The organism is Streptomyces sp. SCSIO 30461, assembly GCF_037023745.1.
In the GTDB taxonomy this organism is placed as follows: Bacteria; Actinomycetota; Actinomycetes; order Streptomycetales; family Streptomycetaceae; genus Streptomyces.
Map to the genome: position 1 here is coordinate 4397795 of NZ_CP146101.1, position 20766 is coordinate 4418560.

19 protein-coding genes are annotated in these 20766 nt (G+C 71.9%); 8 read left to right on the plus strand and 11 right to left on the minus strand.

The genetic code is table 11. The annotated features are described in order from the left end of the window. The first annotated feature begins 106 nt into the window (after nt 1-106). From V1460_RS19545 to V1460_RS19560, 4 genes are read left to right on the plus strand one after another with little or no spacing between them, the layout of a single operon-like run. Entirely contained in the window at nt 107-1318 is a 1212-nt protein-coding gene (locus V1460_RS19545) for an ATP-grasp domain-containing protein (RefSeq protein ID WP_338674935.1), read from the plus strand. Beyond that, entirely contained in the window at nt 1315-3090 is a 1776-nt protein-coding gene (locus V1460_RS19550; protein WP_407077493.1) for an IucA/IucC family protein, read from the plus strand. Before V1460_RS19545 ends, V1460_RS19550 begins: the two co-directional genes overlap by 4 nt. 5 nt (nt 3091-3095) lie before the next feature. Further along, nucleotides 3096-4931, plus strand: coding sequence for an IucA/IucC family protein (locus V1460_RS19555; protein ID WP_338674936.1), 1836 nt, complete (start codon nt 3096-3098; stop codon nt 4929-4931). Continuing rightward, complete coding sequence (locus tag V1460_RS19560) at nt 4928-6172, plus strand: type III PLP-dependent enzyme (RefSeq protein ID WP_338674937.1); 1245 nt, start codon at nt 4928-4930, stop codon at nt 6170-6172. The genes V1460_RS19555 and V1460_RS19560 overlap by 4 nt, the downstream gene beginning before the upstream one ends. On the opposite strand, the gene V1460_RS19565 is transcribed toward V1460_RS19560, so the two are convergent. From V1460_RS19565 to V1460_RS19595, 7 genes are all read right to left on the minus strand, one after another. Next, the gene (locus tag V1460_RS19565; protein WP_338674938.1) at nt 6162-6461 is read right to left on the minus strand and encodes a hypothetical protein; all 300 of its coding nucleotides are present in this window, start codon (nt 6459-6461) and stop codon (nt 6162-6164) included. The two genes, V1460_RS19560 and V1460_RS19565, sit on opposite strands and share 11 nt — an antisense overlap. 127 nt (nt 6462-6588) lie before the next feature. Continuing rightward, complete coding sequence (locus V1460_RS19570) at nt 6589-8376, minus strand: protein kinase domain-containing protein (protein ID WP_338674939.1); 1788 nt, start codon at nt 8374-8376, stop codon at nt 6589-6591. 157 nt (nt 8377-8533) lie between these two features. Beyond that, a complete protein-coding gene (locus tag V1460_RS19575) occupies nt 8534-9082 on the minus strand; it encodes a hypothetical protein (RefSeq protein WP_338674940.1) in 549 nt (182 codons plus the stop codon). Nucleotides 9083-9230: 148 nt separating this feature from the next. After that, the gene (locus V1460_RS19580; RefSeq protein WP_407077494.1) at nt 9231-10025 is read right to left on the minus strand and encodes a YqjF family protein; all 795 of its coding nucleotides are present in this window, start codon (nt 10023-10025) and stop codon (nt 9231-9233) included. Further along, nucleotides 10022-10837 (minus strand): polysaccharide deacetylase family protein, encoded by an 816-nt coding sequence (locus tag V1460_RS19585; protein ID WP_407077495.1) that lies wholly within the window; start codon nt 10835-10837, stop codon nt 10022-10024. The genes V1460_RS19580 and V1460_RS19585 overlap by 4 nt, the downstream gene beginning before the upstream one ends. Then, nucleotides 10831-11706 carry a DMT family transporter gene (locus tag V1460_RS19590; RefSeq protein WP_338674941.1) on the minus strand — a complete coding sequence of 292 codons (876 nt, stop codon included), beginning with the start codon at nt 11704-11706 and terminating at the stop codon, nt 10831-10833. Before V1460_RS19590 ends, V1460_RS19585 begins: the two co-directional genes overlap by 7 nt. Before the next feature lie 24 nt (nt 11707-11730). After that, a complete protein-coding gene (locus V1460_RS19595; protein ID WP_338674942.1) occupies nt 11731-12528 on the minus strand; it encodes an SDR family NAD(P)-dependent oxidoreductase in 798 nt (265 codons plus the stop codon). 204 nt (nt 12529-12732) lie between these two features. Between V1460_RS19595 and V1460_RS19600 the strand changes: the two genes are divergently transcribed. Further along, entirely contained in the window at nt 12733-13884 is a 1152-nt protein-coding gene (locus V1460_RS19600; protein ID WP_338674943.1) for an MGDG synthase family glycosyltransferase, read from the plus strand. Between the two features lie 56 nt (nt 13885-13940). On the opposite strand, the gene V1460_RS19605 is transcribed toward V1460_RS19600, so the two are convergent. Together V1460_RS19605 and V1460_RS19610 are read right to left on the minus strand one after the other, a co-directional pair. Beyond that, on the minus strand, nt 13941-16013 hold the full coding sequence (locus V1460_RS19605) for a SpoIIE family protein phosphatase (protein WP_338674944.1): 2073 nt from the start codon (nt 16011-16013) through the stop codon (nt 13941-13943). Between the two features lie 207 nt (nt 16014-16220). Continuing rightward, on the minus strand, nt 16221-17009 hold the full coding sequence (locus V1460_RS19610; protein WP_338674945.1) for a VOC family protein: 789 nt from the start codon (nt 17007-17009) through the stop codon (nt 16221-16223). A gap of 365 nt (nt 17010-17374) precedes the next feature. Here V1460_RS19610 and V1460_RS19615 point away from each other — a divergent pair, with 365 nt between their 5' ends. After that, nucleotides 17375-17545, plus strand: coding sequence for a CsbD family protein (locus tag V1460_RS19615; protein ID WP_338674946.1), 171 nt, complete (start codon nt 17375-17377; stop codon nt 17543-17545). Between the two features lie 90 nt (nt 17546-17635). On the opposite strand, the gene V1460_RS19620 is transcribed toward V1460_RS19615, so the two are convergent. Further along, the gene (locus V1460_RS19620; RefSeq protein ID WP_338674947.1) at nt 17636-18277 is read right to left on the minus strand and encodes a cyclase; all 642 of its coding nucleotides are present in this window, start codon (nt 18275-18277) and stop codon (nt 17636-17638) included. 331 nt (nt 18278-18608) lie between these two features. Next, on the minus strand, nt 18609-18851 hold the full coding sequence (locus tag V1460_RS19625) for a DUF6158 family protein (RefSeq protein ID WP_338674948.1): 243 nt from the start codon (nt 18849-18851) through the stop codon (nt 18609-18611). 133 nt (nt 18852-18984) lie between these two features. Here V1460_RS19625 and V1460_RS19630 point away from each other — a divergent pair, with 133 nt between their 5' ends. Both V1460_RS19630 and V1460_RS19635 read left to right on the plus strand, forming a co-directional pair. After that, the gene (locus tag V1460_RS19630) at nt 18985-19428 is read left to right on the plus strand and encodes an Rrf2 family transcriptional regulator (protein ID WP_338674949.1); all 444 of its coding nucleotides are present in this window, start codon (nt 18985-18987) and stop codon (nt 19426-19428) included. A 75-nt stretch (nt 19429-19503) separates the two neighbouring features. After that, on the plus strand, nt 19504-20715 hold the full coding sequence (locus tag V1460_RS19635) for a globin domain-containing protein (RefSeq protein ID WP_338674950.1): 1212 nt from the start codon (nt 19504-19506) through the stop codon (nt 20713-20715). Nucleotides 20716-20766: the final 51 nt, after the last annotated feature.

The window sequence follows — 20766 nt, forward strand, 5'->3', positions numbered from 1 at the left end:
CCAAGGCAAGGCTCACCTTAACCATACGAAGATCCTGTCGCGCCAACCGGGTCCGTGTCGGGGCGAATTGACAGAGTTAGGTGCACCTAACCTAGGCTCTCGGCTCATGTCCCGGACCTATGCCCGCGTCTGTCTGCTGGCACTGAACCCGACCGACGCGGTCTCCGAGGGGTTCCTCCCCGCCGCCGAACGGCTCGGCGTCGGCGTCACCGTGCTCACCGACCAGCCCGAAACACACCGTGCGCGCCACCCCGGAGTCGAGGTGCTGGACTGCGAGGTACGGGACTTTCGTGCGGTCATCAGCAGGATCTCCGCACAGGGACCGCCACCGGACGCCGTCTTCACCAACAGCGACCACCTCCAGACCCAGGCGGCCCTGGCGGCGGACTACTTCGGGCTGCCGGCCAAGGACTGGCGGGCCGCGCTGCGGACCAAGGACAAGGCCGAGATGCGGCGCCATCTGGCCGCCCGGGGCACGGACACGGTCCGCTCGACCGAGCTGCCCGCGGGGCGTGACCCGGCCGATGCGCTCACCGCGATCGACCTGCCGTACCCGTGTGTCGTGAAGCCCCGCGAGGGCGTGGCCAGCGAGGACGTCGTGCTGGCCGGCGATCGCTCGGAGCTGCTGCGGCGCTGTCGGGAGATCCGGGACCGACGGCCGGGCGCCGCACTGGTGATCGAGGAGTTCCTGCCCGGCGAGCTGTACACCCTGGAGACACTGGGCGACGGGCGGGTCCGTCATGTGCTGGGCGGGTTCCACACCGCGGTGTCCAAGCCGCCCTACTTCATCGAGGAGCGGCTGACCTACGTCCCCGAGCAGCCTCGGTCGATACGCGACCAGGTACTCGCCCAGCTCGACGTGCTCGGCGTCGGCTTCGGCGCCTGCCACACCGAGTTCGTGGTGCACCAGGGGCGGGCACGCATCATCGAGGTCAACTACCGTGCCATCGGCGACCAGTGCGACCTGCTGCTCGCCGAGCTGCTGGACATCCCGCTCTTCGAGCACATCCTGCGGACCCATCTCGGCGAACCGCTGCCCGATGATCTGGGTGCACGCAAGGACGGCGCCGCCCGGCTCGACTACCCGTGCGCGGACCGCGCGGGCACGCTGATCGCCGCCCCCGCCGCCACCGACGTCGACGATGGCGGGGTCAGACTGGCGTACCGGCCGCTGCGGGAGATCGGGGAGCGGCACGAGCTCCACGGCACCAACCGCGACTTCCTCGGTGTCGTGCGTGCCGTCGGCACCGACCGGGAGCGGGTGGACCGGGCCGTGTCGGAGTTCCTGGCGGCGCAGCGCTGGGAGATCGCGCCGTGACGACGATCCCGGTGACGGCCGGCGCCACGGGCGGAGCCGAGCGGCACGCCGAAGGCGAACTGGTCCTGCGCGTCCTCAGCGCCCTGCTGCGCGAGGACGTGGTGGGGTTGCGTACGCGCAGCACGGAGGCCGACCGTGCGGACGGCAGCTGGCTTCGGCTGGAGACGCCCGGCCCGGACGCGCTGCTGCTGCCGGTGCGGGGCGACGGCTTCCAGTGCGAGCGGGCCGCGCGGCTGCCGCTGCTGCGCCGGGAGTCCACCGGGAGGGACCTGGCGACCTGTGACGAGATCATCGCCGTGCTGCGGGAGCTCGCGCCCGACGAGGACCGTCCCGGGTTCGACGCCTTCGCCGACGAGTGCCGGCAGGCACTCGCAACCGTACGTCTGCACGCCGATTCGCATGAGCAGGTGCTCGGCGCACTGAGCGCGCGCCACGGCGCGGACCCGGCGCACTGGACCGGACTCGCCGGCTCCCTGGCACATGACACACTCGCCGCCCGGCGCGACCACCCCGTCCATCCGACCGGGCGCGGGCGCTCCGGGCTGAGCTCGGCGGCTCTCAGGGCGTACGCTCCCGAGTTCCACCCGCGGTTCGCCCTGCGCTGGCTCGTGCTGCCCCGTGACGTGGTCACCGTCCGGGGGAGGCTGCCGTTCCCCACGCCCGCGTCCCTCGGGCTGCCGTGGCTCGGGGGCACCGGACATCTCGCGCTGCCGGTCCATCCTCTGACGGCCGAAGGCCCGCTCGGGGACGCGTTGCGCACGGCAGGTCTCGACCGGCGGGCCGTCCTCGCCGAGCAGCCGTGTCTCGACGTGGTGCCGACCCTGTCCATGCGCACCGTGGCGCTCGCCGACGCCCCCGAAACGCATCTCAAACTCCCCCTGGCGACCTCGTCCCTGGGCAGGCTCAACCGGCGCACCATCAAGCCGGGCACCCTCGCCGACGGCGCCGCGGTCCAGCGCCTGGTCGAGTCGGTGATCGCCCGTGAGCCGCGGTTCCAGGGCAGCGTGCTGCACGCCGACGAGACCGGTTACGCTCACGCGGACCATGAACTCGTCGCCGTACTGGTGCGCCGCTGGCCGACCGGTCTGGACGGCGCCGTGGTGGTACCGCTGGCCGCCCTGCTGAGCACGGCACCCGGCGGGCGTCCGGTGCTCGACCATCTCGCCGGGCGCTTCTACGGCGGCGACCGGCTCGCGCTGTTGGACGCCGCGCTGTCGCTGCTCATCGACTGGGCGACCACGCTGATCGGCTACGGAGTCGCCCTGGAGTCCCACCAGCAGAACGTCTCGCTTGCGCTGGACGTGCACGCCGGACGGCCCAGGATCAGACTCCTGTTCAAGGACAACGACGGGCCGCGCATCAACCGCGTGCGGCTCGGCGCCGCACTCGGGGAGTCGGCCCCTCTCCCGTCGGAGTTCGACGACCCCAGGATCGTCTGCGACGGCGACCGGCCGGTGGTCGCACTGTTCACCACCATCACCGTGCATCTGTGCGCGGCTGCCTACGCCTTCGAGCTCGACCGTCTCGGCCACCTCCCACTCGACGCTCTGCTCGGTCTCATACGCACCCGGCTCGCCGAAGCCGCGGAGCGTCTTGGCACCCGGCCCGGTGAAGCCGGCGCCGTGCTGCGCGAACATGTCCTGGACGCGGCGGAGTTGCCCGTCAAGGCGATGGTCACCGCGGGCACTCTGCTCAGCAAGGCACGATCGGGAGCTTCCGACATCAACAAGCACTACACGACAGGACCCAACTACCTACTGCGGGGAGTGTGACCCCGATGACGCCGCCCACTCGCTCGTCCGCCCACCATCCCCCGTCCGACCACGCGCCGACCCTTCCCGGACGGCCCCGGGGCGCGGCGGCCGGGCTGCCCACAGCCGACGAGGCCGCAGCCCACACCCTGCTCAACTGCCTGCTGCGTGAAGTGTCCGGGCCCGAGCGCCAGACCGCCGTCGTCGACGGACATCTGCTGGTGCGGCTGCCGCGCCGAGGGGTGCTGCTTCGCGTGGCCCTGCGTCGTGCGTCGCTGCTCGGGGCGCATCGCTTCACGGGTCCGGTCACCGAGCAGAGCGACGGACCAGGCAGCGGCGGCTGGCAGGAGACCGGCTGGCGGCGGCTCGCCGAGCACATCCATGCGGAGCTGACGCTGCGCACGGGCGGCGGCAATGACGAGTTCCTGGCCCAGGTCGCGTCGAGCCACCGGGGGATGACCGACGCCCTGGCCTCAGTGTCGTCCCGGCTCGGCATGCCCACCGGTGAGCGGGTGACGACCGGGTCCGGGGACGCGGCCCGGCTCGCGGCCTATCTCACGTCCGAGCAGTCGCTGGCTCTCGGCCACCGCTTCCACCCCACGCCCAAGGCGCGTGGCGGCGATCCCGCCGTCTGGGCGGCATACGCGCCCGAGGCCGCCGCGTCCTTCCCACTGCGCCTGCTCGCCGTGCGCGAGGAGTTGACCGTGGAGGACACCGCCGCGGACCGCCCGCTGCACGTACTGGACCGGCTCGGCACGGCACCCGACGGGTACCGGCTGCTTCCCGCGCATCCCTGGCAGTACGCCCTGCTCCGGCAGCACCCCGCGCTGCGCGCGGCCGTGGAGCGCGCTGATGTCCTCGATCTCGGGCCGGGGCGCACACCGTTCACAGCCACGGCGTCCGTCCGGACCGTCTACGACGGGCACAGCTTCCTGAAGTTCAGCCTGAATGTCCGGATCACCAACTGCGTGCGCAAGAACGCCCATTACGAACTCGCCGGCGCGGTCGCCCTCACCCGGCTGCTCGGTCCCGTGTACGACGACCTCGGCGCGCGATTCCCGGGCAGCGGGCTGCTGCGTGAACCCGGCTACCGCAGCCTCGCCGTCCCCGGCGCGGACGGGAGACCCGAGCTCGCCCTGCTGGAAGGCTTCGGGGTGATCGTCCGGGAAGGACTCGGCGGCCGGCTCCGCCCGGGGGTCACGCCGTTGCTGGCGGCGGCGGTCGCCGACGAGTACCCCACGGGCCCCGGCCATGTCTCCCGGCTCCTCCCGGGCAGCGATCCAGGCACGGCCCTGTCCTGGTGGCGCGCCTATCTGGACCTGCTCGTGCCACCCGTGCTGGCCGCGTACTTCGACCACGGCGTGGTGTTGGAACCCCACCTGCAGAACGTCATCCTCGGTGTCGACCGGGACGGGCTGCCCGTGCAGCTGCTCTTCCGTGATCTCGAGGGGACCAAACTGCTGCCCGACCACCACGCCCGGACGCTCGCCTCACTCGATCCGGCGGTCGCGGGCCCGCTGACCTACGGGGCCGACCGCGGCTGGGACCGGGTGGTGTACTGCCTGATGGTGAACCACATCGCCGAGATGCTCGCCGCCATCGCCGATCTGCACCCCGACGCGGAGATCCCGCTGTGGCTCCAGGTGCAGCGGACGCTGCGCGACTACGCCGAGCGCCACGGCCGGCCACCAAGGCTGGACGCACTCCTCGCCGGCGGGCCGCTGCCCGCCAAGGCCAATCTGCTCACCCGCTGGGCCCGCAGGGCAGACCGCTCGGCAGGCTATGTCCGTCTGCCGTCTCCGCTCGCGCCGGACGTGCTGTCCGGGGCCTTCACCGCCGACGACATCTGGAGCGCCCGATGACAACCGCGGTACGGGAACGGGTGCTTGCCCTGACGTCAGCCGAACTACCCGCCTATGTCTACGACCTGGCGGCGCTGCGGGAGCACGCGGCCGCAGTCAGGTCAGCGCTGCCGGACCGGGTCGAGGTGTACTACGCGGCCAAGGCCAACCCCGAGCCGGAGATACTCACCGCGCTCGCACCGTATGTGGACGGTGTCGAGGTGGCATCGGGCGGTGAACTCGCCCATGTCGCCAAGGCCGTTCCGGATCTGCCGCTCGCCTTCGGTGGGCCGGGCAAGACCCCGGACGAGATCGCGGCGGCACTGGCTGCGGGCGTGTCCCGCTTCCATGTCGAAAGCGCAGGGGAACTGCGGATGCTGGCGCACATCGCCGCGCGGGCGGTGGTGCCCCGGCGGCGGGTCGGCGTGCTGCTCCGCGTGAACCTCCCCGTCGCCGAGGACGCTCTGCGGGGCAGTGCGCTCTCCATGGGCGGTCGGCCGACGCCCTTCGGCATCGACCCGTCCGAGGCGGACGAGCTTGTGCGAGCACTGTCCGACGGCGAGTACCCGCCGCTGGAGCTGTACGGGATACACGCCCACCTCGCCAGCGGTCTCGGCGCGGCGGCACAACTCGCCGTCGCGGATTCCGTCGTAACCTGGGCGGTGCGCCTCGCAGAGCGCCATGGTGTGGCGCTCGACGAGGTCGATGTCGGCGGCGGGATGGCGGTGGACTACGAACGCCCCGCGGACCGGTTCGACTGGAAGGCCTACGGTGCGGGGCTCGCACGCCTCACCGCAGCGCACCCGGGCCTGCGCCTGCGGATCGAACCGGGTCGCGCCCTGACCGCCTACTGCGGGTGGTACGCGACCGAGGTGCTGGATGTGAAGTCCAGCCACGGCGATGAGTTCGCCGTCGTACGCGGAGGCACCCACCATCTGCGCACCCCTGCGACGAAGGGCCACGACCAGCCCTGCGTGGTACTGCCGGTGGACGACTGGCCGTACCCGTGGCCACGGGCCGCCGCGCGGCTGGGCCGGATCACCGTGGCCGGTCAGCTCTGCACGCCCAAGGATGTGCTGGCCCGCCGGCTACCGGTACCGCGGTCCGGACTGCGGGCCGGGGACCGTGTGGTGTTCGCGCTCGCGGGGGCTTACGCGTGGAACATCTCGCACCATGACTTCCTGATGCACCCCAGGCCGGGATTCCACTTCCTGGGCGGTGGGGACACCCGAGGCGGCGCGGGCGACGCCGTCAGCGGTTGAAGTGGCTGAACCCGACCTCGAAGCGCTCGACGGAGAGCACGCGCTGGCCCTCCCTTCGCGCGGTCTCCTCACGGATCCGGTCGGCCCGCTGTTCGCTGTCCCGCATCGCCTGTTCGTCCTCCCAGAGGGTCATCGACACGGCCTTCCCCGATGACCGGTCCACGAGGTAGTAGACGCCCACGAACCCATGGGCGTCCTGGACCTGCCGGACGACGGCTTCCGAAGTCGCCGACAGATCGCCGTCCGCGGGAACGGGTGATCCTTGGTAGGTGCTCAGTCTCGCGAACATCACGGCACCCCATTTCTCGACGACCGGCGGCCGGACAGCCTGCGGTCCTCGCACCAGGGTGCCCCGGCGGGCGGTACGCCGCAATCCGCGCCACCGGGCGACGGCCGCGTACCGCGCCGGGGAGGGCTCAGTCTGCCTTGACGGTCCGCAGCACGGCCCCGTCGAAGTCCGCCGCGAGATAGCCCGACGAGAGGTACTCGTCCGAGAGATAGACGTTGATCGTGGGCACGTCGTCGAAGACGGGGCCGCGGACGATGATGTAGCGCATCGTCGGCTTCTCGATCCCCAGTTCCTTGTCGGCCTTCGCGATGAGTGCCGGCAACCGGTCCCATTTGACCTTGCCGACATCGATCGGCCCGGTGTCCCCGAAACCGATCGTGCCGCCCGGGCCCTGCTTCGACGCGTAGCCGTTGCGGTACTGGTATCTGTCGTACTTCTTCTCACTGCCGGAGACGGGGATCTCGGCCAGCGCGTACTCCTCGTAGACGGTGAGCTCGACGAACTCGGTGGTGCCGGTCTCCGCCTCCAACGCCTTGATCACTCCGCGCACACCGTCGGCGGTGAGCAGGTTCTTGGTCTCCTTGGACGGTGGCAGGGCCGTGCTTGGTGCCGTGTCCCCACTGCCGCCCACCGCGCTGTCACCGGTGTCCCGGGCGCCACCGGCCGGTGCCGAGGAGGAACCCTGCGGGGTGCGGGCCTGGGCGCTGCCGCCGTCCCCGAAGGGCCCGACCTTGAGCGCGATCATCGACACCACGGTCACCACGACGGCGGCGCCGAGCACGGCCGCCGGGGCTTTCCAGCGCCTTCCCGGGCGCCTGACGGCGGGCGGGGCACCGAACGGGTCCATCGCGGTTGTGCCCATGGGGGGCGCCGGATACGCAAGCGCGTCGGCCGGGGTGTGCGCGAGTGGGGTGGCATAGGGGTTCGCCGGCGGCGTGCCGTACGGGGGCGCCACGGCAGGTGCCACCGGGGACGGCGTGGCCGAGGGAGGCCGCAGCGGATACGACGTCGCCGCCGTCGGGGGCTGCGCGGCCGGTCCGTACCGGGCATCGCGTCCGGCATCGGCCAGCATGCGCTCCAGGGACTCCGCGTCAGGGCGGGCTGTGGTGTCCCGCACCAGAAGGGCGTTCAGTACGGGAGTGAACGGTCCGGAGCGCACCGGAGCGGGGATCGGCTCGTCCAGCACGGCGACAAGCGTCGAGAGGCTGGTCTCCCGGCGCAGCGGGTGACTGCCCTCAAGGGCGACGTAGAGCAGCATGCCGAGCGACCACAGGTCGGACGCCGGATTGCCCTCCTCGCCGCGGATGCGCTCGGGGGCGATGTATTCGGGGGATCCGATGAGATCACCCGTGGCGGTCAGGTTGGTCGACTCGCGCAGCGCCGCGATGCCGAAGTCCGTGAGTACGGGGCTGCCGTCGGGGCGGAGCAGGACGTTGGCGGGCTTGACGTCCCGGTGGTGGATGCCCTCCGCATGGGCGGCCCGCAGAGCGGACAGGACGCCCTGGCCGACACGCAGCGCCTCGGGGAAGCTCAACGGGCCCCTGGCGAGGCGTTCGTGCAAGGCCTCGCCGCGGACCAGTTCCATCACGATCCACGGGTAGGCACCGCCCGCGCCATCCGCGCTGTCCGCTCCCTGCGTCGCGTTGACGATGTGGTGGATCGTGACGACGTGCGGGTGGGCGAGTCGGGCGAGCGCCTGGGCCTCACGCAGCACACGTGCGCTGAGCATCCGCGCCCGGGCGGGATCGGTGTCCTGCAGGGCGGCGTCCGGCGGGCGCACCTCCTTCAGTGCGACCTCACGGTGCAGCACGACGTCGCGGGCCCGCCACACATTGCCCATGCCACCACTGCCAAGCCTGCCGAGCAGCTCGAACCGGCCGTCGATGAGCCGTCTGCCACTCCCCCTGTTGTCCATGGCAGGTCAGCTTACGAGGAAGTCATCGGCCCCCGCACAGCACACCCGGCATGGTGCGCGTAGGCACGCCGAGGCCCGGATCCCGGCACGGTGCGGTGCGGTCGGCGCCTCCGCGGGTCGCATCGCCGTCGGAGGTGAATTCCCGCGTGTGGCGGGCTCAATGGCCGGCGAGGAGCTTCACGGCGATGACGGCGATCCCGATGCCCATGTCGATCAGCCCCGAGACCACCGCGTACAGCGGCCCGTTGCCCATCCGCAGACCGGTGCGCCAGCCCCAGAAGAACAAGGTTCCGACCTCGACGGCGGCGCTCATCAGCAGCGCCGGGGCCAGTTCCATCGCGCCGAGCGCGGATGCCCCGATCAGCACCAGCGGGCCAACTGCGGAGAGCAGCAGCGGCGCGGACACATAGAGCGTGGTGCGCAGTTCGATGCGGCTCGCGCCGCGGTTCGTGACGGCCCGGTGCGCCTGCTCGTCGGCGACCACAGTGGCCAGCCAGACCCCGAGCGCCGTGACGGCCACGGTGAGCGCGGCCTCCAGATGGTCGGGCACCGCCGTCTCGGCGAGTGCCACCACGACGGCGGTGAGGGTGAGGGTCGCGTAGATCCGCTCCTTGAGGCGGGCGGCCGCGGTGTCACCGGCGCGTGCGGCCGTGGCCGCCGTGCTCCCCGACGGAGCGGACGCCGGATCGGACCCGGGATCGGTCATGAGGCCGCAGGGCCGGACGGTGCGGACCGGGCACCGGCCAGGATCGGGGTCATACTGGTGCGCCCTTCCACGGACGGACACTTTCCGGTGGCTCACCGTAGTCGAAGGGGCACAGCGCGGGCGGGTGCCCCACCGGGCGGCGCGGGGCTCAGGGAGTCGGGATGCCGCCGGGCCGGGCCGGGCGGCCGAAGCGGACCGGCACCCCCGGGGAGTACAGCACGCTCACCGGCGCCCCGGTGGGTGCCGACAGGCCGGCGGCCCGTATCAGGTCCTCCTCGCAGGCGAGCAGTTCGGCACGGTGCAGGGGCCAGCGCGGGTGCGTGTTCGGCAGGTACACCGGCCGGTCGAAGAAGGCGTTGTGCATACCCCAGCGTGCCGTGAGGAAGTGCTCCAGCTCGTTCGGCTCGTCGACGCGCTCCCCGACCCGTATCGCGACCCGGCTGCGCGCCCCGCGCGGGCCCGGCCACCGCCGCTCGCTGGTGTAGGTGAGAGTGTCGCCTTCGCGTTCGATGGCCATCCGTGACCACAGGTAGGGCAGCCGGAAGACCGCGCGGGCCATGGCGACCGGGATCAGCCTGGAGGCGTCGAGGGAGCGGAAGACCACACCTCGGCGGCCGTGCTCGTCGACCGAGTACAGCCGGACGTTGGTCTCCGGGAAGGTGCCGAGATACGGGATGCCCGGGAGCCGGAACCACCCCACGCGGTGCATACGGAAGGCGACGAGCCCGACGTAGGTGACGCCGTCCAGCGTGTCGGGGACGGTGCCTGCGGGCAGCATCCGAGCCACCTCGTCCGGTTCCGCCGCCCAGTGGAGGAAGGCGAGGTCGAACCACGACTGGGTGAGCAGTGGCCGGGCGGTTTCTCCGGGCGGGTCCGGGTCGATGCCTCGCGGAGCGATGGCTTCCGGGGTGATGGTTTCCGATACGCGAGGAGTGAGCGTCACCGGGCCAGTGTGCCGGCGTCCCGGTCCGCCGCCGGAGGCAGGCCGTGCTCCGCGAGGCGGCCGACCGTCAGGCCGCGTGCCCGGCATGCCCCGACCAAAGCGGGAAGCGCGCCCAGCGCGGCACGCCAGCACCCCGGGGCTCCGCAGGCGTCGGTGTCGTGCAACAGCACGGTCGCTCCGCCTCGAAGCCCCCGGACCGCTTCGGCGAAGACGCTCTCGGGGGTTGCCCGGGCCGTCCAGTCGCGTCCCCATTCGGACCACAGGACCGTCGAGAGTCCGGCCCGCCGGGCGGCGCCGAGTCGGCCGCCGGTGAGGATCCCAAAGGGCGGCCGGTACCAGCGCGGGTACGTACCGGAGACCCGCCGTACGAGCGCGGCGGTACGCAGCACGTCGCGGGCGTCCCGGCGGGGATGGGGTGCCCAGGGTCTGTTGTGCCGCCATCCGTGGACCGCGAGTTCGTGTCCTTCGGCCGCGATCCGCTGTCCGAGACCGGGATGCCGTGCCAGGCGCTCGCCGATGACGAAGAAGGTGGCGCGTACCGAGAGCCGGTCGAGGGCCAGCAGGAAATGCGGGGTGGTGGCGGGGTCGGGTCCGTCGTCGAAGGTGAGGGCCACCCGGCCGGGGTTCCCGCGGCCGTCCAGCCCGACGCCGGGTCCGGGCCCTGGCACGAGCCCGCGCTTCGCGCCGAGTGCCGCGCGGACCGGTGGCAGCCAGGTCGCGGCGGGGCCGATGTGCCACGCGGCGACGGCCAGTGCGGCGAATGCCGCGGCAGAGCGGGCCGACGGCCCCTGCGGATGGACCGGCTTCACCACGGCGCCTCCTCCTCACGGTCACGGCCCGAGATCAGCGGTGATCCCGCCAGGTACACGCTGGCCGCCACCAGGACGGCCAGGGCTGTCAGCTCGGGCACGATCCGCGTGCCGAGCTCGACCTGCTCGTCGAACAGCAGCACACCCAGGACCACACTGAGGAACGCGTCCCCCAGGGTCAGCGCGGGCTGGGAGGCGACCAGGGTGCCCGCCCTCAGGGTCAGTTGCAGCAGAAGGAAGCTGCCGACGCCGACCGCCAGCGCCGCGTAGGGCTGCCAGGTGGTGGCCGCGACGGTGAATCCCTGGGCCAGCCTGCCGGTCGTGTCCTTGACGAGCGCCGCCGTGCAGGAGAACCCGATCGCGGTGGCGGTACCGAACACGGCGGCTCGCGGGGCCGGGCGAAGCGCCTTCCCGACACCCATCAGCAGGGCCACGGCCGCACCGGCCGACACCCCCGTCCACAGCCACCGCGTCCCCGGAACCGTGGCCAGCCCGCCGGACGTCCCGGTCAGCGCGAGGAACGAGGCCAGCCCGGCCGCCAGTGCCACGAACGCCCACCGGGTGCGGTGGTCGGGCCTCACTCGGAACACGGCCGCTCCGATGATCAGCGTGAACAGCAGCTCGGTGGTCATCACGGGCTGGACGACCGCGAGCGGCCCGGCGGCCAGGGCCCCCGCCTGGCACAGCCCGGAGGCGAACAGCGCGCCCACACCCCACAGCCACACCGGGCGGTGCGCCAGACGGCGCAGCCAGGACCACCGCCGCTCGTCGGGCCGAACGTGCTCCCGGGCGGCGGCCCGGCGCTGGAGCACGGACGCCGTCGCATTGCCGAGCGCCGCGAGCAGCGCCAGCGAGACCGAGAGCGTGGTCATGGGCGACGGTCCCTGATGCCCGGCTCAGCCGACGCGCTTGGCGAGTGACCGGAAGACACCGGGGGCGACCCCGTGCAGCCTGGCAGGCAGCCCGAGCCAGCCCGGTACGAAGAGGTCGTCGCGGCCTCGTACCAGGGAGCGTCGGACCGCTCGCGCGACCCGCTCGGCGGACACCGGTCGGGGCCGTTCACGGTGGTAGGGCGCTCCTCTGTGGGCGAAGAACGGGGTGTCCACAGCGCCCGGTGACACCAGGCCCACCTTGATCCGGGTGCCGGCGAGCTCGTAGCGCAGACTGTCAGCGAAGCTCTGGAGCGCTCCCTTGGTGGCGGAGTAGACGGCCTCGTTGGCGACCCCGACGGCACCCGCCATGGAACCGACGAGCACGATCCGCCCCGAGTCGCGGTCGAGCATATGGGGCAGCAGCAGGCGCACGAGGTGCACGACGGCGGCCAGATTGACCGTGAGAAGCCGGTCCACGGCATCGGCCGGCATGTCCACCAGTGGGCCGGCCCAGCCGATGCCCGCGCCCGCGACCAGTGCGTCCACCCGCCCCGCGCACTCCAGTGCCTCGCGGACCAGTTGCTCATGGCCGGAGGAATCGGAGAGGTCGGCCGGTAGCGCGGTCCCGCCGGTCCGCTGTGCGACCCCGGCCAGGCGGGCCTCGTCACGGCCGTTGAGCAGGAGCAGCCACCGGTCCTCGGCACCGAGCAGTTCGGCGGTCGCCTCGCCGATACCCGATGACGCACCGGTGATGAGTGCCACCGGTCGCCCCGCGCCGTGTCGCGTGGGGTTCGGGGACACGCCGGGCGCTGTGTCAGGCATCGTCGGTCCTCCGGGTTCTCGTACTCCCTGGCCTGTGCCAGCTTCTGTGCTGGGACGCCGAACGGCCGGGTGCCTCGGGGCGGCGCACCTGGCGAGCCACCCGAACGGGCCGATTCGCCGGCGGTCCCGCAAGGCATTCAGCCTCTGGGCGGTGGGCGCCGTGGGGCGCGAACCGTTCCTTTCTTTGTCGTGTTCGGGAGGGCCATGGCCAGACGACGGTTCCTGGTGCTCAGCGCGAGCATGGGCGCGGGCCATGACGCCGTGGCCGCCGAACTGGCCCGACGGCTGCACGCACGGGGCGGCGACGTCCTCGTCCGGGATGTCCTCACGCTGCTGCCCATGGCTACGGGGACCGCCCTGCGCCACTCCTACCGTGCGGTGGTCCGGCACTCCCCGTGGCTGTACGCGGGCGTCTACGCGCTGTTCCTGTCACCGGGTCGCGGTGGCGCCGCGGTGAGCGGCACTCCGCTGGCCAGGACGGCCGAGCGGCGGCTGCTGGCGCTGGCCGGCCGCTGGCGCCCCGACGCGGTGGTGTCCACCTTCCATCTCGCCGGCCAGGTCACCGGCCGACTACGCGAGCGCGGGGCGCTGTCCGTACCCGCCGCCGTGTTCATCACCGACTTCGCGGCGCACCGCGGCTGGCTGCACCCCGGCAACGACCTCCATGTGTGTGTCACGGACGGGGTCGCGGCAGCGGCTCGCGGCGCGACCGGCAGGCCCGCGGTGGTCTCCGGGCCTGTCGTGGCTCCGGAGTTCCGGGCCGCCGCCGGATCCGACACGCAGTCGACCGGCTGGGAATCCGTCTTCTCCCGGCACAGCGGACGCCGCCCGGCGGTCCTGGTGTCGGCCGGGGCATGGGGTGCGGGCTCAGCCCTGACGGGTACGGCGCGCTCACTGGCCGAACACGGTGTACTGCCGGTGCTGCTCTGCGGCCGTGACGGCGCGCTGCTGCGGCGGGCGTCCGCGGTGCCCGGTGCGCTTGCGTTGGGCTGGGTGCCGGACTTGGCTCCGCTGATGGCGTCGGCCCGGGTGCTGGTCGACAACGCGGCGGGGCAGACGGCGGTGCAGGCTCTGGCGGCGGGCGTTCCGGTGGTCGGCTACCGTCCCATCCCCGGGCATGGCGCCGAAGGCGTGCGGCTGATGGCGGAGGCGGGACTGTCGGTGCGAGCCCGGGACCAGGCAGGGCTGGTGTCGGCGGTCGGTCGGTTGGCGCGGGCCGGTCCCCACCGCGACCGGCAGCTCGCCAGGGGGGCGGATGTGTTCCGCGCGGACGCGGCCGATCTCATCACGGACGTCCTGTTCGACGGGCGCGGCCGTGCTCAGCAGGCGCCGCGGGAGGACGGCGGGGCGGAGTGAGCCGGTGGGACCGGCGAGGCACCGCGGGGCGACGCAAGCCGGTGGGAGAGGGCTCCTCACCGAGCCGTGCGCGGCAGGACCCGCGCGAGGAGCACCGCCACGTCGTCCTGGACCTCGGAGGTCAGCAACTGGTCGAGGATGTGATCGCAGATCTCGTCCAGCGGGTGGTCGAGCTGCCGCAGCGCACCGCCGAGTTCGCGCATGCCCTGGTCGACGTCCCGATCCCGGGTCTCGATCAGGCCGTCGGTGTAGAGGACCAGCAGGCTCCCGGGCAGAAGGGTGACGCGCTCGGTCTGGAAACCCGGGGCGCAGGTGCCCAGGGGTACGCCCGGTGGGCCGTCGAGGAAGGTGACCGCTCCCAGCGGATCGACGATCGCGGGCGGTGGATGGCCGGCCCTGGCGATCTCGCAACTGCCGGTCAACGGATCGTGGACGGCGTAGACACAGGTGGCCATCTCGTGTTCGCCGAGTTCGGCCACGGCGGCGTCGAGCGAGCTGAGAATGCGGTCCGGGTTGAAACCGTGGCGGGCCAGTGTGCGTACCGCCGTGCGCAGTTGGCCCATCACCGCCGCCGAGTGGACACCGTGGCCCATGACATCACCGATCACCAAGCCGGTGCTGCCGTCGGGTAGGGCGATGGCATCGAACCAGTCACCGCCCACGGCTTGGTCGCTCGCGGGCAGGTAGCGTCCGGTGAGCTCCAGACCGGCGACCCGGGGCAGTGAGCTGTGGGCCAGGCTGCGCCGCAGGGCGAGCGAGGCAGCCCGCTGCGCGGTGTACATGCGGGCGTTGTCGATGCTCAGCGCCGCCCGGGCGACGAGTTCGTCGATGAGCACGCAGTCCTGGTCGTCGAACGGCTCGCGATCGCGGGTACGGGTCAGCACGACCGCCCCCAGTACCCTGCCGCGCGCGACCAGCGGGACCAGTCGTGCGCAGGACATCCGGTCGGCGAAGTAGGTGCGCAGTCGCTCGCCCTGCGGGCCGGGCATCAGGGCTGAGAGGTCGGACTGGTAGAGGTTCATCGGGCGTCCCTCGGCCATCACCTGCTCGTACACCGAGCCGGCGGGGACCTGGAAGGTCATCCCCACGACCAGCTTCGCCGTGGGGGACTCCGAATCGGGGAAGGCCACGGCGACCCTGCGCATCACGCCGTGGCTGGAGGAGGCGGCCTCGTCGGGATCGATGACCTCTTCGAACAGCTGCACGTCCGCGGAGTCGGACAGCTGCGGCACCAGCAGCCGCACCACTTCGTCGGCGGTCTGCCGAAGGTCCAGTGTGGTACCGACACGGGTCCCCGCCTCGGCCAGCAGCGAGAACCGCCGGCGTGCCCGCTCGGCCTCGGCCTGGGCCCGCTGTCCCTCGGTGATGTCGATCAGTGAGGCGATCAGTCCGAGGCTCTGGCCACCGGTGTCGAGCAGCGGCGCACAGGAGCAGGACCAGGTGCGGTCGTGCCCGGGGTCGGCCCGGGTGCGGCCCGTGCCGCGCACATCGACCACCGACACACCGTCGGCGAACGCCTGCCGCATCACCCGCTCGAGGGCCCGGGTCACAGAGCCCGGCGCCACATCGGACGGGCGCTTGCCCAGGTGCTCGGCGGCGGACACGCCATTCATCCGGGCGAGCGCGTCATTGACCCGTAGGTAGCGCAGGTCGGGATCGAGCATGGCCAGGCCGATGGGCGACTGGGTGAAGAGGCCCTCCATGGCCGCCAAAGCGTCCCGCATCCTCAGGACGGCCGATGTCTCCACGGCCACCACCAGGATGCCCGTGTCGCCACCCGGGGCGGGAGAAGGGCAGATCCACATCTCCATGGGCACGATGTGCCCGTCACGGTGGCGTACGGGGAGGGCGCCGACGATGGTCTCTCCCGCGATGACCTTTTCGTTCAGCTGTTCGGCGAGCCGCCAGTTGGTCTCGGGCACCAGGATGGGGATGCCGTTGCGGCCCAGCAGCTGCTCCGCGGTGTAGCCGAGCAGGTCCCGGGCGGCGAGCGACCATTCGAGGAGTACGCCCTTGGTGTCGGTCTTCCAGAGGGCGACCGGCAGGAGATCGCGGAGCACGCCCGCGTAGCCGACCGCCGTGACGGGCTGGTCCGGCACGTTCCTCGCGCGACGCTCGTCTGTGTCCACGCAACGACCTCACTCCGGGGACTGCGGGCCCTTGCCGGGCTCGTGGTCCCCGCGGTCTTCCGGCCGGGGGCACTGGCGTGCGCACCCCACGGCACCCGGAGGCGGTCACTCCATCCGCCGGTATGTCAGGATCTCCCTAGATCACCCTATCCAAGGCGCTCTCATGGGCAAGCGAAGCGGGCCAGGGGGGACCACCACGGACGGTGACTACGCCGGGCCGCGCGTGGTGACCGTGAAGAGCCCGCCGTCCGGATCGCGGAGCATGACACGCCGGGCGGCGGCAGGAACGTCATCCGGGCCGTGCCCTGGGCCGGGCGGGGGCGGGACGTCGTCCTCGTCCTCGATTTCGGGCTCGGTGACGGCGCCGCCCCCGAGCCGGGTGGCCGCGTCGATTGCGGCGTCGATGTCGGGCACATAGAAGTACACATGCCAGCGCGGCCTGACCCGGGGATCGGGCGCCGCCTCGACCGCGCCGCCGGTGAGCCGCGCGACCTTGTCCGGCCCGTGGCGGAGCACGACGTGCTCGTCCTCGTAGGACACCTGGACGCCGCCGGGACGTTCGCTCCCCCAGTCGAAGACCTCGGCGTAGAAGATCGCGGCCTCGAAGGCGTCCCTGGTACGCAGCTCCAGCCAGGCAGGGGCGCGGCTGCGGCCCACGGTCCAGTCCGGGATGACCTTGCCCTGCCAGAAGCCGAACACGGCGCCGTCGCGGTCGGCGGCGAGGGCGGCCCGGCCGGTGCCGAAACTGATCGGGCCGACGGCGACCGTGGCACTGCGCTCGCTGATACGGGCCGCGGTCACATCCGCGTCGTCGACGGCGAAGTAGGGGATCCACTCCACGGCCACCGCGAGACTGCGGGCGAGAGCGCCGATCCCGGCGATCGGGGCTCCGTCGAGGAACGCCACGGAGAACTCGTCCCCCAGGCTGGTGGTCCGGAACTCCCAGCCGAGTACGGCGCCGTAGAAGTGCTGCGCGGCATGCAGGTCACGCGCCATGAGACTGACCCAACACGGAGCGCCGGACACCGCATGACTTGACGTCGACACGACTCGCCAACCCCATTTCGCCGCATGATCCTATACAACCAAACCACGCTATTCGCTTCCGCGCGGAGAACGGGGGAACACCTGCGCGCGGCGCGGTCCGGGCGGCGGCTTCCGCCTGTTGGCGAGGTCGGCCGCCTCGGTCCCCATGAGCGGCGCACACCGGTTTTCCCGGGGTGCCTGCGGGTACCCGGAGGGCACGTGGGCCCGCGGGTTGCGGTGCCCATCACTCTGACGCACGGTGAATCTGACGCACGGTGAACGGGGCTGGGTCCCGCTGGACCGACCCGCGGAGAGCCCGAGAGGACGGCGATCCCATGCACAAGGGGAAGACGAAGCAGATCAAGGGCAAGTTCAAGGAGACTCTCGGCAAGACCATGCACCACCGCTCCATGCAGCGGGAGGGGCGCAGCGAGCAGTTGCTGGGCAAGGCCCAGGAGATGGCAGAGAAAGCGGCCGACCGTCTGCGCAAGCGGGGTCGACACTGAGGCCGCAGCATCGGCAACGCGATGTGACCGGTGGGGCGCCGTGGACGGCACCCCACCGGCATCGTGCGGTGAGCGGGCGGACCGAATCGGTCAGCTGACGGCCGTGGTGCTCAGCACGGGGTTGGGTGACGGGTAGCAGGCTGTCGGCACATTGACGGTGACGAAGAGGATCGGCACCTTGGCGGTGAAGGTGAGCCCCGGGCTCGCATAGCTGCTGCCGGCGAGCCGCGCCTGGATGCTGGTGCCCGCCGCGCCCGCCTTCAAGTCCAGGTTGACCGTCGGAAGCGTGAAAGTGGCACCGCCGTTGATCGGTCCCGGCACGGTCATGGTGACGGTGCTGCCGCTGACGGCGACGCTCGGAGTGCCCGAGCCGATACCGGAGCCACCCGACAGGGACTGGCCCACCAGCGTGGAGTTAGCCGGCACCGGCATGCTGAGCTTGATGCTGCCGATGTTCTTGACCTTGTACCCGCTGACCGAGCCGGGGACCGTCATGGTGGTGGGCGCCAGTGACACCCGGAAGGTGCTTCCGGCGGCGACCGATGCGGGTGCGGTGGCGTCGACGCCGCTGGCGACCTCGAAGGTCTGCGCCCCGCCGACGGGCGGGGTCGCCTGGCAGGCGAAGCTCAGCGGCGTGGTGGCGGCGGATGCGGGCGCCACGGCGATGCCGACGAGCGCCGCGCCTGCGGCCAATGCCATCGGTAAGCGCTTGAGTGTGGGGGCGAGTCTCATCGTTCACCCTCCTGATGGAGTCGGTGGTGCGAGGCATGGGGATACCGTGCGGCCCGCACGGCGTGGGGAACTCTCGGCGGAACGGGCGGAAACGCAATGCGCCGCGAAGGCGTCTGCCCTGAGGCAGCGCGACGAGCGAGAAAAAGAGCGACTTGACGCATGCATGTCACCACGCGCTCCGAACGAAGTCCAGGGCTCCGTTCCCGTGTAATCCCTCAGGATCCCGCAGCCGCGCCCCATCGGGATCCCACAGCCCGAACGCACGACCGGCGACGCGACGGCCTCACGGTCCGGTCATGCGACACGAACCGCAGCACCCGGCCTCCCCGGCTCATCTCCAGTCCTCACGGGCGCGCGCGCCCGCCCGCGTACGACCGGCCACCGGGGCGCGATCAGGGTGCCGCCGCAGGTACTCCCCCTCCAGCTCCTTCATCCGGAGCGTATGGGTGGCCAGGGCGTCGTCGGATCCGTGCAGCAAGGTCTCATGACGTGTCCGGTGGACCGCTTCGAGCTCCCTGAGCAGCTGAGCTTCCCCCAGCTGCCGGGGGGCCACCCCGCGACTCTGTTCACTCATGGCGCGCACCTCCTGATTCCTGTGTACGGCGGACCCGTCCGCACCGCGACCCGCGCCGGGAATGAGACCGGGCTCACACCACTCCAGCCGCGTTAAATAGGAATACGAGATGCTTATTTGGTAGCGTCCTGCCATGCGGCTCACGAAGTTCACCGACCTGGCACTCCGCGCCGTGATGCGCCTCGCGGTCGGGGACACCGGCGGGCCACTCACCACTCGCGAGGTGGCGGACGCCGTGGACGTGCCCTACACCCACATGGCGAAGGCCATCGCACGACTCCAGCACCTCGGCGTGGTGGAGGCGCGGCGCGGACGCGGCGGCGGGCTCGCACTCACCGAGGCGGGACGCCAGACCTCGGTCGGCCGCCTGGTCCGCACCCTGGAGGGCGAGGAGGAGGTCGTCGCCTGCGAGGGCGATCCGCCCTGCCCGCTGCGCGGCGCCTGCCGCCTCCGACACGCCCTGCGCGAGGCCCAGGAAGCCTTCTACAGCACGCTCGACCCTCTCACCGTCAACGACCTCGTAGCGCCACCCACCGGGCCGGTGCTGGCCGGACTGGCGGGGCGCCCGAAGGCCTGATCCCGACCCCCCGGCCGCCGGCCACGCCGCCGCCCGCCATTGAATGCGAAGATCATCTACCAATTAGGAGCCCCGATGCTGTCAGCACGTTCCACCCCGCTCATCCGCGCCACCCTGCCCGTCGTCGGCGCCGCCATCGCCGAGGTGACCGAGGTCTTCTACCGACGGCTGTTCGAGGAGCACCCCGACTTGCTGCGCGACCTCTTCAACCGGGGCAACCAGGCGAACGGGGCGCAGCAGCAGGCACTCGCGGGCTCCATCGCAGGGTTCGCCGGCATGCTGCTCGAGCAGCCCGGTGCCCGGCCGGACGCCCTGCTCCTGAGGATCGCCCACAAGCACGCCTCACTGGGTATCACCTCGGAGCAGTACAAGCTCGTCCACCGCCATCTCTTCGCGGCGATAGTCGAGGTGCTCGGCGAGGACACCGTCACGACGGAGGTGGCCGAGGCGTGGGACGAGGTGTACTGGCTGATGGCCAACGCCCTCATCGCCGTCGAGGCACGCCTCTATCGCGAGGCGCGGGTGACCGAAGGCGAGGTCTGGCGGCAGATGGTGGTCACCGAACGCCGCACGGAGTCCCGGAACACCATCTCCTTGACGCTGCGCGCCGCCGACGACCGCACCACCGCTCCTTTCCGGCCTGGCCAGTACATCAGCGTTCAGGTCGAACTCCCCGACGGAGCACGACAGATCCGTCAGTACAGCCTGTCCTCCGCGCCTGACAGTCCGCACTGGCGGATCACCGTCAAGCGTGTCGTCGACGGCAGCACGCCGGACGGCGAGGTGTCGTCCTGGTTGCACGCACACGCACGTCCCGGCGACTCGCTGACCGTCTCCGACCCCTTCGGCGACTTGGTCCTGCCCCCGGGTGACGGCCCGCTGCTCCTGGCTTCCGCCGGGATCGGCTGCACACCGATGCTGTCCATGCTCGGCCGACTCGCCGGCACCAGGTCCGCACGTCCGGTGACGGTCGTCCACGCCGACCGCAGCCCGGAGGACCACGCCCACCGCGAGGAACTGCGGGCCCTGGTGGACCGCCTTCCCGGAGCGACGCTGCGCCTCTGCTACGAAACCGCCGGGGACTCCTCCGGCGATCTGCCGGAGGGGGCTCGACTCGGCCGCGCCGACGCCTGGGCCCTCGACCTGCCGGACGGGGTGACCGTCTTCATGTGCGGGCCGCTCCCCTTCATGCGCGCGTTCCGCGGCGATCTGCTGCGACGCGGTGTACCGGCCCAGTCGATCCACTACGAGGTTTTCGGCCCCGACCTCTGGCTCGGACGCGACTGACCGCCCGGCCGCCCGGCCGGCCTGCCGACCGGTCGAACTGCCGGCCTGCCG

Excerpts from the sequence above, each read along its gene's own strand:
- V1460_RS19545 (WP_338674935.1), top strand. The coding sequence starts at position 107 with ATGTCCCGGACCTATGCCCGCGTCTGTCTGCTGGCACTGAACCCGACC.
- V1460_RS19555 (WP_338674936.1), top strand. The coding sequence starts at position 3,096 with ATGACGCCGCCCACTCGCTCGTCCGCCCACCATCCCCCGTCCGACCAC.
- V1460_RS19560 (WP_338674937.1), top strand. The coding sequence starts at position 4,928 with ATGACAACCGCGGTACGGGAACGGGTGCTTGCCCTGACGTCAGCCGAA.
- V1460_RS19565 (WP_338674938.1), bottom strand. The coding sequence starts at position 6,461 with ATGTTCGCGAGACTGAGCACCTACCAAGGATCACCCGTTCCCGCGGAC.
- V1460_RS19570 (WP_338674939.1), bottom strand. The coding sequence starts at position 8,376 with ATGGACAACAGGGGGAGTGGCAGACGGCTCATCGACGGCCGGTTCGAG.
- V1460_RS19575 (WP_338674940.1), bottom strand. The coding sequence starts at position 9,082 with ATGACCGATCCCGGGTCCGATCCGGCGTCCGCTCCGTCGGGGAGCACG.
- V1460_RS19590 (WP_338674941.1), bottom strand. The coding sequence starts at position 11,706 with ATGACCACGCTCTCGGTCTCGCTGGCGCTGCTCGCGGCGCTCGGCAAT.
- V1460_RS19595 (WP_338674942.1), bottom strand. The coding sequence starts at position 12,528 with ATGCCTGACACAGCGCCCGGCGTGTCCCCGAACCCCACGCGACACGGC.
- V1460_RS19600 (WP_338674943.1), top strand. The coding sequence starts at position 12,733 with ATGGCCAGACGACGGTTCCTGGTGCTCAGCGCGAGCATGGGCGCGGGC.
- V1460_RS19610 (WP_338674945.1), bottom strand. The coding sequence starts at position 17,009 with ATGGCGCGTGACCTGCATGCCGCGCAGCACTTCTACGGCGCCGTACTC.
- V1460_RS19615 (WP_338674946.1), top strand. The coding sequence starts at position 17,375 with ATGCACAAGGGGAAGACGAAGCAGATCAAGGGCAAGTTCAAGGAGACT.
- V1460_RS19620 (WP_338674947.1), bottom strand. The coding sequence starts at position 18,277 with ATGAGACTCGCCCCCACACTCAAGCGCTTACCGATGGCATTGGCCGCA.
- V1460_RS19625 (WP_338674948.1), bottom strand. The coding sequence starts at position 18,851 with ATGAGTGAACAGAGTCGCGGGGTGGCCCCCCGGCAGCTGGGGGAAGCT.
- V1460_RS19630 (WP_338674949.1), top strand. The coding sequence starts at position 18,985 with ATGCGGCTCACGAAGTTCACCGACCTGGCACTCCGCGCCGTGATGCGC.
- V1460_RS19635 (WP_338674950.1), top strand. The coding sequence starts at position 19,504 with ATGCTGTCAGCACGTTCCACCCCGCTCATCCGCGCCACCCTGCCCGTC.